At 61.2% G+C, this 15,326-nt stretch carries 10 protein-coding genes and 1 pseudogene; all 11 read left to right on the top strand.

Translation table 11 applies throughout. The annotated features are described in order from the left end of the window. The first annotated feature begins 54 nt into the window (after positions 1 to 54). The 11 genes and pseudogenes from VL130_RS01915 to VL130_RS01860 all read left to right on the top strand — a co-directional run bounded on the left by VL130_RS01915 (position 55) and on the right by VL130_RS01860 (position 15,325). Positions 55 to 2,121: a glycoside hydrolase family 36 protein gene (locus VL130_RS01915; RefSeq protein WP_325360538.1), complete on the top strand. Its 2,067-nt coding sequence runs from the start codon at positions 55 to 57 to the stop codon at positions 2,119 to 2,121. A gap of 150 nt (positions 2,122 to 2,271) precedes the next feature. Further along, positions 2,272 to 3,165, top strand: coding sequence for an EamA family transporter (locus VL130_RS01910; RefSeq protein WP_325360536.1), 894 nt, complete (start codon positions 2,272 to 2,274; stop codon positions 3,163 to 3,165). A gap of 182 nt (positions 3,166 to 3,347) precedes the next feature. Next, positions 3,348 to 4,661, top strand: a complete 1,314-nt coding sequence (locus VL130_RS01905; protein WP_325360534.1) for a D-tagatose-bisphosphate aldolase, class II, non-catalytic subunit — start codon at positions 3,348 to 3,350, stop codon at positions 4,659 to 4,661. Further along, positions 4,654 to 5,817, top strand: a complete 1,164-nt coding sequence (locus VL130_RS01900) for an SIS domain-containing protein (protein ID WP_325360532.1) — start codon at positions 4,654 to 4,656, stop codon at positions 5,815 to 5,817. The genes VL130_RS01905 and VL130_RS01900 overlap by 8 nt, the downstream gene beginning before the upstream one ends. A gap of 7 nt (positions 5,818 to 5,824) precedes the next feature. Beyond that, on the top strand, positions 5,825 to 6,793 hold the full coding sequence (locus VL130_RS01895; protein ID WP_325360530.1) for an N-acetylglucosamine kinase: 969 nt from the start codon (positions 5,825 to 5,827) through the stop codon (positions 6,791 to 6,793). 60 nt (positions 6,794 to 6,853) lie between these two features. Beyond that, complete coding sequence (locus VL130_RS01890; RefSeq protein WP_325360528.1) at positions 6,854 to 7,888, top strand: cupin-like domain-containing protein; 1,035 nt, start codon at positions 6,854 to 6,856, stop codon at positions 7,886 to 7,888. A gap of 65 nt (positions 7,889 to 7,953) precedes the next feature. Beyond that, positions 7,954 to 8,582, top strand: a pseudogene (locus VL130_RS01880) (DUF6445 family protein). A 430-nt stretch (positions 8,583 to 9,012) separates the two neighbouring features. Then, on the top strand, positions 9,013 to 12,429 hold the full coding sequence (locus VL130_RS01875) for a TonB-dependent receptor (protein ID WP_325360522.1): 3,417 nt from the start codon (positions 9,013 to 9,015) through the stop codon (positions 12,427 to 12,429). A 255-nt stretch (positions 12,430 to 12,684) separates the two neighbouring features. Then, a complete protein-coding gene (locus VL130_RS01870; RefSeq protein WP_325360520.1) occupies positions 12,685 to 13,212 on the top strand; it encodes a heme-binding protein in 528 nt (175 codons plus the stop codon). 8 nt (positions 13,213 to 13,220) lie between these two features. Continuing rightward, positions 13,221 to 14,069 carry a 5-dehydro-4-deoxy-D-glucuronate isomerase gene (kduI, locus tag VL130_RS01865; RefSeq protein ID WP_325360518.1) on the top strand — a complete coding sequence of 283 codons (849 nt, stop codon included), beginning with the start codon at positions 13,221 to 13,223 and terminating at the stop codon, positions 14,067 to 14,069. Positions 14,070 to 14,140: 71 nt separating this feature from the next. Beyond that, positions 14,141 to 15,325 carry a glycoside hydrolase family 88/105 protein gene (locus VL130_RS01860; protein ID WP_325360516.1) on the top strand — a complete coding sequence of 395 codons (1,185 nt, stop codon included), beginning with the start codon at positions 14,141 to 14,143 and terminating at the stop codon, positions 15,323 to 15,325. The last annotated feature ends 1 nt before the right edge of the window (position 15,326 follow it).

Genomic DNA, 15,326 nt, shown 5'->3' with positions numbered 1-15,326 from the left:
ATTTGACTTATGCAAGATTAAAAATGAACCATGCGAAACAGCAGGAGGGCGACAATGAGGACGCACAACATGACCAGCCGGCGCGGCGTACTCAAGCTGTTGTCAAGTACGGTGATCGTCTCCGGCCTGATGGCCACGACTGGCCGTGCGCAGAACGCTTCCGTCGCCAAGGCCGGCGATTCCGCTATCGCCATCGATTTCGATCTGGGCCTTAACAGCCGCATCATCGCCCGGCAAAACGGCAAGGCGATTGAGCTGACCGATTTTGCGCCATCGGAAACGGTGACGCTGGCCGATGGAAAGGTCATCGACCGCTTTACCTTTGCCGACAAGAGCCAGAAGCCCGTCAACGATATTCACGGCAAGGGTGTGCTTTACAGCGTGCGTGGCGTCTCACCCGAAGGGCTGGAAAAGACCGTGGCGATCGCGCTTTATGACCGCTATCCCGGCTTCGCCATTACCAAGGTCACCTATCGCAATACCGGCAGCGCTGATCTGGCCATCGCCGCCTGGACGTCGCACAGCCACATGCTCAAGGGCGCGACCTTTTGGTCGTTCTCCGGCTCGTCGCACGACGACCGCCGCGACTGGGTGCAGCCGGTCAAGGCCGGTTTCGATCAGCCCAATTTCATGGGCATGAATGCGTCCGATTACGGCAGCGGCACGCCGGTGGTCGATGTCTGGCGGCCCGATGCCGGCCTCGCCGTCGGCCATATCGAAAACACACCGAAACTGATCTCCCTGCCGCTGATCGCCACGGCGGCCGGCGCCGGTGTCGGCATCCGTTATGACCACGCCATCACGCTCAAGGCCGGTGACAGCCTGACCACGCTCGATACCTTTATCAGCGTCCATCAGCGCGATCATTACGCCACGCTTGATGCCTATCGCCGGGTCATGGCCGATCGCGGCCTGGCGGCGCCGAAACCACCGGCCTCGTCCTACGAACCCGTCTGGTGCGCCTGGGGCTATCAGCGTAATTTCACCGTCGAGGAGATCGAGGGCACGCTGGCCAAGGCCAGGGATGTCGGGCTGAAATGGGCGGTGCTCGATGATGGCTGGCAGACCTCCGAAGGCGACTGGCATCTCGACACCAGGAAGTTCCCGCGCAAGGACGCCGACATGATCGCCTTCGTGCAGTCGATCAAGAAGGCAGGCCTGAGGCCGCGCCTGTGGCTGGCGCCGCTGGCCACCGATCCCGGCACCGATCTGCTGCACGATCACACCGACATGCTGCTGCTCAATCAGGATGGCGCTGTGCAAAACGTCACCTGGTGGAACGCCTTTTATCTGTGCCCGGCCTATCAGCCGACGAAGGATTATCACAAGGCGCTGATCAAAAAGATCATCGGTGAGTGGGGCTTTGAGGGGCTGAAGCTCGACGGCCAGCATATGAACGGCGTCGCGCCCTGTTATAATCCGGCGCACAATCACGCCCGTCCGGAAGAGTCGGTCGAACAGTTGCAGGATTTCTGGAAGCTGATCTACGATACGGCGCGTGAAGCCAATCCGGAAGCCGTCGTTGAATTCTGTCCGTGCGGCACCTCCTACGCCTTCCATAACCTGCCCTATACCAACCATGTGCCGGCCTCCGATCCGCTCAGTTCGTGGCAGGTGCGGCTCAAGGGCAAGTCGCTGAAAGGCCTGATGGGACGCGATGCCGCCTATGCCGGCGATCACGTCGAACTGTCTGACGGTGGCAATGATTTCGCCTCGACCGTCGGGATTGGCGGCATTGTTTCGACCAAGTTCGCCTGGCCCGGTCCAGGGCATGAAAAGGGCGAAAACTACCAGCTCACGCCGGAGCGCGAAGCGGTGTGGCGCAAGTGGATCGGCCTTTACAACGACAAGCAGCTTGCCACCGGCCAGTATCGCGGCGAACTGTACGATATCGGTTTCGACAAGCCGGAGGCCCATGCGGTCGAAAAGGACGGCAAGCTCTATTACGCCTTCTATGCCGATACCTGGAATGGCGAGGTCGAACTGCGGGGCCTGAGCAAAAAGCGTTATCGCCTGCGCGACTATTTCAACGACACCGCGCTGGGCGATATCACGCCGGCCAAAAACCGTATTCCGGCGACATTCGAGCGCTTCCTGTTGATCGAAGCCACACCAGTCTGAACGCCCCCTGATTTCAGGGGGAGATGTCGCTCTTGCGACAGAGGGGGTTAGTTCTGTCGAGTTAGCGCGTGGATGCGTCGGGTTTAACCCCACCCGTCGCTTCGCGCCACCCTCCCCTGAAATCAGGGGAGGTTCTCAAGTGAGGATTGAATGAACGACGCCGCCGAAACCAAACAACCGAAGCGCTGGCTGATCTTCGCACTCGCCGTCGTCGTCCTGTGGGGCATCTGGGGCGCCTTTACCGGCATCTCGGCGCAGAAGGGGTTCCCCGAGACCCTGACCTACTGTGTCTGGGCCGTGACCATGATCCTGCCGGCGCTTTATGTGCTGGCCAGGGCCGGCTGGAAGCTCGACCACGATCCGAAATCCATCCTTTACGGCCTGATCATCGGCCTGCTCGGCGCCGGCGGCCAGATGGTGCTGTTCTATACGGTCAATACCGGCCCGGCCTATCTGATCTTCCCGGTGATTTCGCTGTCGCCACTGGTCACCATCCTGATGTCGGCGGCCTTCCTGAAAGAGCGCACGACGAAGCTCGGCTTGCTTGGCGTGGTGCTGGCCCTGGTGGCGCTGCCGATGTTCGATTTCTCACCGGACAAGGGCTTCTCCTTCATGAATGGCGGGGTGTGGTTTCCGCTCGCCCTGGTCATCATGGCGTGCTGGGGCGTCCAGGCCTATTTCATGAAGCTCTCCAACAACTCGATGAGCGCCGAGAGCATCTTTTTTTACATGATGATCACCGGGCTGATGCTGGTGCCGGTGGCGCTGATGATGACCGACTTCTCCAAACCGATTAACTGGGGGCTGGACGGGCCGTATCTCGCCGCCGCCATCCAGGTGCTGAACGCCATCGGCGCCCTGTGCCTTGTCTATGCCTTCCGTCATGGCAAGGCGATCGTGGTGGCGCCGCTGACCAATGCCGGCGGGCCGCTGGTGACGGCGGTGATCTCGCTGGTGGTCGCCAATGCCATTCCCGGCGAACTGAAAATCATCGGTCTCGTGCTGGCGGTGATCGCTTCGGCTTTGCTGGCGCTGGCGGCCTGATTTCGTTTCAACTGACGGCCGGTCCTGTTCTTTTCCCGCAGGATCGGCCTTTTTTGCGTTATTTCTTTCTATTTTCGATAAATCGCAATTTTATATGTTTCGTTTTCATTGTTTTGGTTGCGTTGTGGGGGCTGTTGTCGTAAGAGTCGCTTGACACACTTACTCTGAACGAAGGACAAGTCATGAAGGCCATGCTCGATCTGGTCGCCCGCCACAAGGCCGGGCAGGCGGTCGGTATAACCTCGGTCTGCTCGGCGCATCCGCTGGTCGTGGAAGCGACTTTTGCCCATGCGCTGAAGCGGAAATCCGACGTCACCCTGATCGAAGCGACCTGCAACCAGGTCAATCAGGATGGCGGCTATACCGGCATGACCCCGGCCGATTTCGTTGCCTTCGTTTACGCCATCGCCGATAAGGTGGGCCTTGACCGCAAGCGCATCCTGCTGGGTGGCGATCACCTCGGCCCCAATCCGTGGACCGATCTCAGCGCCGACGCGGCGATGCAAAAGGCCGAAGTGCTGATCGAACAATATGTCGCCGCCGGCTTCCGCAAGATCCACGCCGATTGCTCGATGTCGTGCGCCGATGATCCGGTGCCCCTGCCGGAAGACACCATCGCCCGTCGCGCCGCGCGCCTGATCGCCATCGCCGAAGCGACCCACGCCAGGGTCGGCGGCGAACCGCCGGTCTATGTCATTGGCACCGAAGTGCCGGTGCCCGGTGGCGCCCATGAAGACCTGCCGGAACTGGAAGTGACCACGCCGGAAGCGGCACGGACCACCATCGAAACACACAAGGTGATCTTTGCCGAACTGGGACTTTCCGCTGCCTGGCCGCGTGTCATCGCCACGGTCGTACAGCCAGGCGTCGAGTTCGACCACCACAAGGTCATCGACTATGATCGCGCCAAGGCGGTCCGTCTGAGCCGCGCCATCGACAACCTGCCGACCATCGTTTTCGAGGCCCATTCGACCGACTACCAGACGCCAAAGGCGCTGAAGCAACTGGTCGAGGATCACTTCGCCATCCTCAAGGTCGGCCCCGGTGTGACTTTTGCCCTGCGCGAGGCCCTGTGGGCGCTCGACGCCATCGAAGGTGAGTGGATCGCGCTGGATAAACAATCCGGCTTCCGCGAAGTGGTGATCGATCGCATGACCGCCGAGCCGAAGAACTGGGCGAAATATTATCATGCCACCGGCGCGGCCTTGCAGTTCGACCTGCAATATAGTCTTTCCGATCGTATCCGCTATTACTGGCCCGATGGCCAGATTCAAGCGGCGCAAGGTCGGCTGTTCGGCAATCTGACGCAATCGCCGCCGCCGCTGGCCCTGGTCAGCCAGTACCTGCCCGACGCCTATGCGCTCATCCGTGACGGCGGCCTGAAACTGACGCCTGAAAACCTGGTCATTGCCCATATCGGCGCGACCCTCGATGCTTATCTGGCCGCCTGTACGCCAGCCCAAAAGACTGTATCACCGGAGCTGATTGATGCCTGATTCTGTAAGCCAACTCGGTATTGATGAGGCGGACCTGCAACGCCAGGGTGGCCTGTGGACGGCGCGTGAGATCGAACAGCAGCCCGAAATGCTGCGCCAGACGCAAGGCCTGCTGTTTGCACAAAAGGCCGAGATCGAGGCGTTCCTAAAACCGCTGCTCGACCGTAAAGTGCGGGTTATCCTGACCGGCGCCGGCACTTCGGCCTTTATCGGTTCGTGCCTGGCGCCGGCGCTTTCGGCGAAACTGAAGGTCCGCGTCGAAGCCATCCCGACCACTGATCTGGTCTGCGCCCCGCAGCTCTATTTCGAGAGCGACACCCCGACGCTGCTGGTCTCCTTCGGCCGCTCCGGCAACAGCCCGGAAAGCGTGGTCGCCGCGCAACTGGCCGATCGCTTCGTCAGCGATCTGCACCACCTGGTCATCACCTGCAACGCCGAAGGGGCGCTGGCGGCCTATGGTCAGGGCGCCAAGGGCCTGACCATTCTGCTGCCCGAAGCCACACACGACCGCAGCTTCGCCATGACCTCCAGCTTCTCGTGCATGACCTATGCGGCGCTGGCGGCGTTTTCCGGCATCGACGTCATGCAGGGCCGGATCGAGGCCATCGCCACCGCCACGCAAGGCGTTCTCACCGACTACACCGCCGCCATGAAACAGGCGGCGTCCGAAGGCTATGAGCGCATCGTCTATCTCGGCAGCCACATCTTCCAGGGACTGGCGCGTGAATCCGGCCTGAAGCTGCTGGAACTGACCAATGGCGGGCTGGTGACCATGTTCGACTCTCCGCTTGGTTTCCGTCATGGCCCGAAGACCATCGTCAACAGCAAGACCCTGGTCGTCGTCTTCTTCTCCAACAACGCCTATACCCGCGGCTATGACGGCGATCTGCTCGACGAACTGCGTAAGGACAATGACGCCGCCCGTGTCATCGCCATCACGGCGCAGGATGGCGTCGGCGTCGAGGCGGCGGATACCGTGCGCGTCAGGGGGCTGGAAACGGCCGACGACACCGACCTGCTTTTCCCCTATATCATCTGTCCGCAGGTTTTCGCCTTCTACGAATCCCTGCGCCACAACCTGACGCCCGACAAGCCGAACGCCTCGGGCACGGTCAATCGCGTCGTGCAGGGCGTGCGTATCCACGAACTGGGATAACGGAATAATGGGCTATCTTCTCGGCGTCGATGGCGGCGGCACCAAAACCGAATTCGTGCTGGTCGATGCCGCAGGACGTGTGCGCGCCACCTATCAGGGTGGCTCGTGCTACTATATCCAGATCGGCTTTGACGGCCTGCATGACCTGCTGGCCGAAGGCGTTCAGGCGGTGCTGGCGCAGGTTTCCGGAAAACCGGAAGATATCGATTACGCCTTCTTCGGCCTGCCGGCGCATGGCGAAGATTCCACCGCCGAACCGATGCTCGATGTGGTGCCGGAAGCGGTACTGGGCCATCATCGCTACCTCTGCGGCAATGACATGATCTGCGGCTGGGCCGGGTCCCTTGCCGGCGCTGATGGCATCAATATCGTGGCCGGCACCGGCTCGATCGGCTATGGCGAACGCGCGGGAAAATCGGCGCGCGGCGGGGGCTGGGGCGAGGTCTTTTCCGACGAAGGCTCAGCCTACTGGATCGCCATTTCCGGCCTGAACGCCTTTTCGCGCATGGCCGATGGCCGGCTGGCGAAGGGGCCGCTTTATGAGATTTTCCGGCAGGCGTTCGAGCTGAGAAATGACCTCGATATCTGCGGCGATGTCTTTGGCCGCGAGGCGCCATCCCGCGACAAGATCGCCGCCATGTCGAAGCTGGTATCGCAATCGGCCGAGGCCGGCGATCGCGTGGCGCTGAAGATCTTCGACTCGGCCGGTTACGAACTGGCGGCCATCGTCGACGCCATTCGCACCCAGCTCGACTACGCCCCCGATGAGCCGGTGGCCCTGTCCTATTCCGGCGGGGTTTTCAAATGCGGCGCGCTGATCCTCGAGCCGTTCCGCAAGCATCTCAACAGCTTTTCGATGATGTATGACCTGCGTAAACCGCTCCATGCCCCCAGCATCGGTTCGGCGCTTTACGCGGCGCGGCGGCTGGGACGGCCGTTCAGCGCGGAAGTACTGGCGTCGTTGCCGCGATTATAATCTGTTGCATTCCGCGCTGCTTTTGAGATTATAGGCATAATACTATAATCGGGAGCCGGCGTGGATTTATCTCAAGCTCAGGTGCGGTCGCCGCTGGATGACCTGCCGGAAGTCGCGGTCTGCCGTCTCAATGGCCCGCCCGATTTCCAGCGCCTCATGGCGGCGGAAAAGCCGGTGGTGATCCAGGGGCTGTTCGATCACTGGCCGGCACTGGCGGAAGGGCGGGCTTCGCCGTCGCGCCTCAATGCCTATCTCAAACGCCACGATCAGGGCGCGCAGGCGACGGTGATGGAAGCGCCGTTTTCCAGCGGCGGCTGGTACTTTTATTCACCGGACATGCGCGAGTTCAACTTCACCAAACGCCAGCGCGGCATCACTGAAACGCTGGATCAGATTGAGCGCAATCTGGCGGTCGAAAACGCGCCCTTTCTCGCTCTCCAGATGCTGCCGCTAACCAGCCATATGCCGGGCTTCGTGGCGAAAAATCCCCTGCCGCTGATGCCGCCGCAGATCATGCCGCGCCTGTGGGTCGGTGGGCCGCTCAAGACGCAAACGCACAATGACCGCGATCATAACCTCGCCTGCGTCATCGCCGGCCGGCGGCGCTTCCTGCTGTTCCCGCCGGAGCAGGTGAGCAACCTCTCTGTCGGGCCTTTGGATAATCCGCCACCCTTGTCGCTGGTCGATCCGGAACAGCCGGATTACGCGCGTTTCCCAAAATTCCGCGCGGCGATGACAGCCGCCGTGGTGGCGCATCTGGGACCGGGCGACGCCATTTTCATGCCGAAATACTGGTGGCATCACGTCACTTCGCTCGATCCCTATAATGTGATGGTCAACTACTGGTGGGGCGATTTCGCCACCGGGCTTGAGCGCGCCAATGACGCCTTCCTGACGGCGCTGCTGGCCTTCGGCCACCTGCCGTCGGGCGAACGCGCCTACTGGCGGGCCATGTTCGAGGCCTATGTCTTCAAAACCGAAGGTGACGCCACCGGCCATATTCCGCCAGCGCTGAAAGGCGTTCTGGGGCCAATGAGCGCGCCCATGCGCGAACGTCTCAAGGCCGAACTCAGACAGGCCTATCTCAAATCGTGACCTTCGCCCTGCATCCCGATATCAAGGTCCGGCTGCGGCGGATCGGCCATGAGGCGCAGCCGCTGATGGTGGTCGATAATGTCCTTACCGATCCGGAGGCGATGGTCGCGGCGGCGAAGCAAACCGCATTCTATGTGCCGGAACATACCAAATATCCCGGCCGCAATGCGCCCCTGCCTGAGGGGTATTACAGACCGTCGTCACTGCCCTGCGCGGACCGATAGAGGCGGCGTTCGGTTTGCCGCGCGACACCTGGGTGAAGTTCTTCGGCTTCTTCGCGCTGGCCACGACCCCGGCGGATCAGGCCGAGCCGATCCAGAAAATTCCGCATTACGACACGCTCGATCCGGGGCGGCTGGCTCTGGTGCATTATCTCTGCCACGGCGATTTCGGCGGCACTGGCTTTTTTCGCCACAGGTCCACGGGGTTCGAATCGGTCGATATTGCACGCGAGGCCGCCTATGTCGCCGCCGCCAGACCGGAATTGGCAGCGGCGTCACCTGCGGGATATGCGGACGCCGGCACGGCCGGTTATGACCTGATCGCTGAGGCAGAAATGGTCTTCAACCGCCTGATTATCTATCGCACCCCTATGCTCCATTCGGGGCTGTTGAGCCGGGCGGCTTTGAGCGATGATCCGGCCACCGGGCGGCTGACCGCCAATGGCTTTATCGAAATGATGAAGACGTCCTGAAACGCCACTATCTGTTGCATTTATGCAAAGGGATATGAAAAAAGCCAAAAGCGATGACAAGCGGAATCGGCCCCAAACCCTTGCATGACAGGCCCTTTCGGTAGTTCATGAAATTATGTTCATCATATTATATATTGACGCATGGAATGATGAGTATCATGAGATGATCAAGCTCGCGCAGTCATGACGCGGCAAGGCGGTCAAAAAAGCCGCCGGATAAAACAGAGGGGCATACGCCAGGGGCGAAGGGGATAACCCTTTCGCTGCGTCGGTGCGAAAAATGACTCCTTTCCTGTTGGGAAAAAACGATCCGGACACGCTCGCGGTTCCGGTCTGGCGCACGTCACACCTGTGCGCCCAGGCTTCCGTGACCGGCTCCGGTTTACCAGCAACGCGCGTCTTCCAATGAGGGGACCGCAGGGAGAAAAAAATGAGAAAACACATATTGGGTCAACGGAGCGCCGCCCTGAAAGCGGGGGTTTCCCTGATGACGCTGGCGGCCGTGAGCTTTGCGGGCGCCGTCTGGGCGCAGGACGCCGCCCCCGCTACAGCCCCGGCCGCCGATGAGGCGCAGGAAGTCGTGGTCGTCGGTGTTCGTCGTGCCTTGAAAACCGCGCAGGACATCAAGAAAAACGCCGACACGCAGGTCGATTCGATTACCGCCACCGATATCGGCGCCTTCCCCGACAAGTCCGTCGCCGAAGCGCTGCAACGCGTGCCCGGCATCACCGTGTCGCGCTTCCAGTCAAGCGATGACTCAACGCACTTCTCCGCCGAACCGGCGCAGGTCCTGATCCGCGGCCTGACCCAGGTGCGTACGGAATTCAACGGCCGTGACAGCTTCTCGGCCGACGCCAATCGCGGCCTGAACTTCAATGACATCTCACCCGAACTGATGGCCGGCGTCGACAGCTACAAGAACCAGACAGCGGAAATGATCGAAGGCGGCATCGCCGGTTCGGTCAATCTGCGCACCCGCCTGCCGTTCGACAGCAAGGGCCAAGTTATCTCGATCTCGGCCAAGGCCAATTACGGTGACCGTACCCAGAAAGGCACCTACGAATATTCCGGCATTTATTCCAACCGCTGGGAAACCGAGCACGGCACGTTCGGCTTCATGGTCGACTATGCCAATTCGCACGTCCTGACAGAAACCGACGGCGTGGTCATGCAGCGCATCGGCGCCTTCTGTACCGCCGGCAACATGGACCCGACCGATCCGGCGCATAAGCGCGCCATCGTCAATGCCGACGGCAGCGTGCCCTGCACCGCCAACCCTTACGGTGGCACCGGCTGGGTCTATATGCCCGATCAGGTCAATTTCACCCAGGTGACCTATGACCGCAACCGCCACGGCACGGCGCTCGCCTTCCAGTACCAGAATAACGCGAAAAGCGTTTTGCTGACCGTCCAGTATAACGACAGCTATTACCGCAACGCCTGGCTGGAACGCTCGGTCAACCCGACCTTCTTCGGCCTGTGGGCGGCCGACGCCTATTCGCCGCAGACCAATGCCAATATCGCGCCGGCCACCGGCTCGGCCCCCTTCACCTTCGGCGCCGACGGTATGCTCTCTTCGGGCATCCTGACCCAGCCGACGGGCGACTGGACCGGCTCGACCCAGGGCAATATCAACAACGGTTCCGCCGTTCCGGGTATGCCTTTCGTCAATTTCTGCGGCGCCGGCACAAGCTGCGCCACGCAGCGCGAAGGCGTCTATATCGAAAACCAGGCGAGAAACTTCAACCACTCCGAAGGCACCAAAGACCTGTCGGCCAACCTGAGATGGGACGTTAACGACCAATTGCGCACCAGCTTCGATGTGCAGTATATCGAGGCGACGACCAATAACTACGACATCCTGGTCGCCAACGACACGATGGCCGATGTCCAGTACAGCGTGAATGGTGACGGCACGCCGCAGATCACGATGCTGCCGGGGTCTAACATCAACTATGCGCCGGGTTTCCTCGCCAATCCGCATAACTACTTCGTCCACTTCATTCAGGACCACTACGAGCACAACGACGCCACCGAACTGGCCCTGCGCGCCGACGCCGAATACGCCTTCAAGAGCGGCGGCTGGCTGAACTCGCTGAAAGTCGGCGTCCGTTATGCCGACCGCGAGCAGACGGTGCGCTACTCGGCCTATAACTGGTCGCCGGTCGCCGCCAACTGGAACTGTAACGGTCCCGGCTTCAACAGCGACAACACCACGCCGGCGCCCTATCCCACCGATTGCGGGGTGCGTGACGATTTCAAAGGCTACGGCGCGGGCATCTGGACGGTCGACAGCCTCAACAGCGGCTTCTATGACGGCAAGTCATTCGGCAACGGCGATATGGTTTTCCTCAGCAAGGCGACCCTGGCCGATCACGACGGCCTGATCCGGGCGCTGAGCAGTAAGACGACCAACTCGCCGCTGGCCTGGAACCCCTTGTGCGAACGCCCCGGCAATACCGAGGAATGCTACATCGACCAGGAAATGCTCGATGTCAGTGAAAAGACCTCGGCGGTCTACGCCATGCTGAAATTTGGCGGGCCGGACCAGACGCTCTGGGGCCTGACGGTGCAGGGCAATGTCGGCATTCGCGCCATCCAGACCGAAGACGCCAGCAACGGCGGCGTGGCCTACCCGACTTCCAACTGGTATACCGACCAGTTCGCCGATGTCGGCGCCGGCAAGACCTACGCCACCCAGGCCGACAAGTGCGCCAACGCGCCGCTTGGCACCAATGTCACCAACATCATCTGCTGGATGACGCCTGACCTGCTGGCCTTCAGCACCCCGACGACCGAATCGCAGACGCTCAGCAAGAAGCACACCAATATCCTGCCGAGCTTCAATATCCGCTTCGGTCTCGATGACCACCAGTTCGTCCGCTTCGGCGCCTCGCGCGCCTTGTCGCGTCCGGACTTCGGTCAGTTGCGCAACTATGTCGGCATCCAGGCGCCGACGGTCAGCGTGTCGGCGGATTCGCAATACGTAATCTGGACGGACCCGAACGGCCCGCACACGCCGGCCAATGTGAAGGGCTATAACTTCCAGTTCAACGCCGACTCCGGTTATGCCGGCCTGAAACCGATCACCGCCGACCAGTTCGATTTGAGCTACGAAAACTACTTCAATTCGACCAGTTCCTTCACCGCCGATCTGTTCTACAAGAAGCTCAACGGCGATATCTCGTTCGGCGTCTTCGAGCGTGACTTCACCAATAACGGCTCCACCCAGACGGTTCATATCCGGGGGCCGCGCAATGGTGACGGCGGCGGCGAACTGAAGGGGATCGAACTGGCCTACCAGACCTTCTTCGACTTCCTGCCATCGCCGTTCGATGGTCTAGGTATTCAGGCCAATTATACCCATACCGAACAGTCCGGCATCAACAACTCCAACCTGGCCAACCAGCCCGGTTATGCCGGCGGCGGCACCATCGGCTTCGGCGGCGGCCTCCAGGTCAACGGCGCGGTTTTCGACTCGCATCGCCTGGCCGGTATTTCGGACGACTCGTACAACATCGTCGGCCTGTATGAAAAAGGTCCGATCGCGGCCCGTATCGCCTATAGCTGGCGGTCGGACTTCCTGACCAACAACCTTGACTGCTGTATCGGCCTGCCGATGTGGCAAAAGGGTTCGGGTTTCCTCGACGCCTCGATCCGCTTCAAGGTCAGCGATAATGTCGAAATCTCGCTCGACGGCTCCAACCTGCTCGACACCACCACCATCGTTCAGCAGCAGGTGATGGGCGACTCCGGCAATACGCCGGGCGCCGCCGCAGTCCGCAAGGACTCGGCCTGGATCCGCAACGACCGCCGCTATCAGATCGGCGTGCGTTTCAAATACTAGAGCAAGACTTTGAGGAAAGATGCGCGCCGCTGGCCATGCCGGCGGCGCGCATTCCTTTGTCCGGCGTCCATATCAGAAGGGATGTGTGTTGATCGGAATCCGTCGCGCCAACCGTATCTTTATGTGGACGCTCATATCGTTATATGTTACGCCCGTCCTCGGATAACGTGTCGGCGGGCTGTACGCCATAGCCTTTCTTCTTTGGGCAGGCATAACAGGCTTGCTCAAGCGACCCGTTACATAAGGGAGGTGCAAATGGTAAAATTCACGACATCGCCGTGGCCTGCCGTGGCGGGACGCCCGTTCCGTAAATGGCCGGTATTTATGTCTGTTATGGCCGTATTTGCTACCCTGCCTGTGTGCGCCGCCGATCTGCCGGCGGACGGCATCGCTTTCGCGCCGGCCCTGCAACTGGCTGAGGCCGCCATCGATGACTGCCAGGCGCGCGGCTATCCGGCCAGCGCCAGCGTGGTCGATGCGAAAGGCTTGGTGCGCGTCACCCTGCGCGGCGATGGCGCCGTCAAACCGCCGGTGGCAGCACCCATCAAGGCCTTTACCGCCTTCACCTTCAATCAGGCCGGCGCCGATATGCAGGCGCGCGAGCAAACCGACGCCGCGTTCAGGGCGCAGATCGCCGCCCATTCCGACCTCTATAACGACCATGCCGGCTCGCTGCCGCTGCGGCATGGTGATGCGCTGATCGGCGGTCTGGCGGTCGCCGATGTGCCGCATGAAATCGCCGACGCCTGCGCTCGCGCCGCGCTGGCCAAGTATCCCCAGTAAGGCTTATCATGTACAAGAAGACCTATTACGCCACGCACCCCGCCAGCCTGAACGGTGCGAGCAACGAGACCCTGCGCGAAAATTACCTGATCAGCGACCTGTTCAATGCCGATGAGATTGTCTTCAACTACCTGCATCAGGAGCGCATGGTGGTGGGCGGGGTGGTGCCGGTGAAGGGACCGGTCAGCCTGCCGGTGCATCAGGAACCGGCCTCGGCGAAGGGCGCGCCCTTCCTGTATCGCCGCGAACTGGGGGTGATCAATGTTGGCGGCGGCGCAGGTGTGGTGACGGTCGATGGTGCCGATTACACGCTCGATCCGCTCGATGGCCTCTATGTCACTCAAGGCGCGGTGGAGGTGGTTTTCGCCAGCCTCAATGCGGCCCGGCCGGCGCGGTTCTACCTGGTCAGCACGCCGGCGCACACGGGTTTCGAGACGAAGATGTTCTCGCTGAAAACCGCCGTGCCGCTGGAACGTGGCGCGCTGGAAACCTCCAATGAGCGGACCATCTACCAGATGGTGGTGCCGGAGACCTGCCCCTCGGCGCAACTGCTGCTCGGCCTGACCATCCTCAAGCCCGGCAGCGTGTGGAACACCATGCCGCCGCACCTGCACGATCGCCGTTCGGAAGCCTACCTCTACTTCAATCTCGGACAGGATGAGCGCGTCTTTCATTTCATGGGCGAACCCGACAAGGCGCGCGCCATCGTTATCGCCAATGAGGAGGCGGTTATCTGTCCGCCGTGGTCGATCCATATGGGGGCGGGCACATCGAGCTACGCCTTTATCTGGGCGATGGGCGGGGAAAACCTTGACTATGGCGATTTCGATGAGGTTGATATCTGTCAACTGGCTTGACGTACGAAAAGAAAGTGCCGGAAGCGGCCTGGATCGCCACCCTCTAAAAAACAGAAAAGGCAGGAAACGACATGGATATCTTAAAGACGAAAATGGCCCGGACCTGGATGATCTGCGGCCTGCTGGCGGCGGCGCCGTTGATGGTTCACGCCGCCGTGCCGGAAACGGCGGCAGCTCCGGCAACCAATGTCTCCTTCAAGCCCGCCGACGTCATGGCGATCACCGAAAAGGTCGGGGCCTACCAGATCGCCACGCTCGCCGCCGGCTGGATACCACCCAAGGCCTCGTGGGATACGCCGGACCCTAAGGGCTGGGTGCAGGGCGCCCTGTTCGTCGGTTTGACCGACATGGCGGATCATTCTGACAATCCCATCTATAAAGACCTGATCCTGGCGCGCGGCGAGGCCAACAAATGGGAACTCGGCAAGCGCGTCTACCATGCCGACGACCATGTGATCGGCCAGTCGTATCTGTGGGCGGTGAAACATGGCGCGTCGGCCGACAAGCTGAAACCGATGCGGGCAACCTTTGATTCCATCCTGACCAAACCGTCCGACGTCACCCTGATCTATCCGGCGGAAGGTGACGCCAACTGCACCGACCGCTGGTGCTGGTGCGACGCCCTGTTCATGGCCCCGGCCACCTGGATTGGCCTCAGCCAGGCGACCGGCGATCCGCGCTATGCCGCGTTCGCCAAGAAAGAGTTCTGGGCCACCTACGATGTCCTCTATGACAAGGACGAGAAGCTGTTCTACCGCGATGCCCGTTTCTTCGAGCGCCGCGGACCGAACGGTGAAAAGGTGTTCTGGAGCCGCGGCGATGGCTGGGTGTTCGCCGGTCTGGCGCGCATCCTCGAAGTCCTGCCGGTCGATGATCCGGATCGTCCGCGCTTCGTCGCGCTCTACAAGGAAATGGCGGCCAAGATCAAATCGATCCAGCTTGCTACCGGCTATTGGGCGCCGTCCCTGCTGGCCGATCCGAAAACGGCCCTGCCGGAAACCAGCGGCACCGCCTTCTATACCTATGGCCTGGCCTGGGGCGTGCGCAACGGCACGCTCGATCGTGCCGAGTACGAACCGGCCATCCGCAAGGGCTGGAGTGCGCTCGTGGCGGCGGTCCATCCCGATGGCAAGCTTGGTTATGTTCAGCCGGTCAGCGACCGCCCGGATAATGTCGGCTATGACGATACCCAGTTCTACGGCGTCGGGGCCTTCCTCCTGGCCGGCACTGCCGTCGCCGACCTCAAGCTGAAATAGG

It is taken from the genome of Asticcacaulis sp. (assembly GCF_035497195.1).
In the GTDB taxonomy this organism is placed as follows: Bacteria; Pseudomonadota; Alphaproteobacteria; order Caulobacterales; family Caulobacteraceae; genus Asticcacaulis.
Note: the sequence above shows the minus strand (reverse complement) of the source record. Positions and strands in the feature narration are given on the sequence as shown.

Bases quoted from the DNA above. Each gene is read 5' to 3' on its own strand.
- VL130_RS01875 (WP_325360522.1), top strand. From the start codon at position 9,013: ATGAGAAAACACATATTGGGTCAACGGAGCGCCGCCCTGAAAGCGGGG.
- VL130_RS01910 (WP_325360536.1), top strand. From the start codon at position 2,272: ATGAACGACGCCGCCGAAACCAAACAACCGAAGCGCTGGCTGATCTTC.
- VL130_RS01870 (WP_325360520.1), top strand. From the start codon at position 12,685: ATGGTAAAATTCACGACATCGCCGTGGCCTGCCGTGGCGGGACGCCCG.
- VL130_RS01860 (WP_325360516.1), top strand. From the start codon at position 14,141: ATGGATATCTTAAAGACGAAAATGGCCCGGACCTGGATGATCTGCGGC.
- VL130_RS01900 (WP_325360532.1), top strand. From the start codon at position 4,654: ATGCCTGATTCTGTAAGCCAACTCGGTATTGATGAGGCGGACCTGCAA.
- VL130_RS01905 (WP_325360534.1), top strand. From the start codon at position 3,348: ATGAAGGCCATGCTCGATCTGGTCGCCCGCCACAAGGCCGGGCAGGCG.
- VL130_RS01895 (WP_325360530.1), top strand. From the start codon at position 5,825: ATGGGCTATCTTCTCGGCGTCGATGGCGGCGGCACCAAAACCGAATTC.
- VL130_RS01915 (WP_325360538.1), top strand. From the start codon at position 55: ATGAGGACGCACAACATGACCAGCCGGCGCGGCGTACTCAAGCTGTTG.
- kduI (WP_325360518.1), top strand. From the start codon at position 13,221: ATGTACAAGAAGACCTATTACGCCACGCACCCCGCCAGCCTGAACGGT.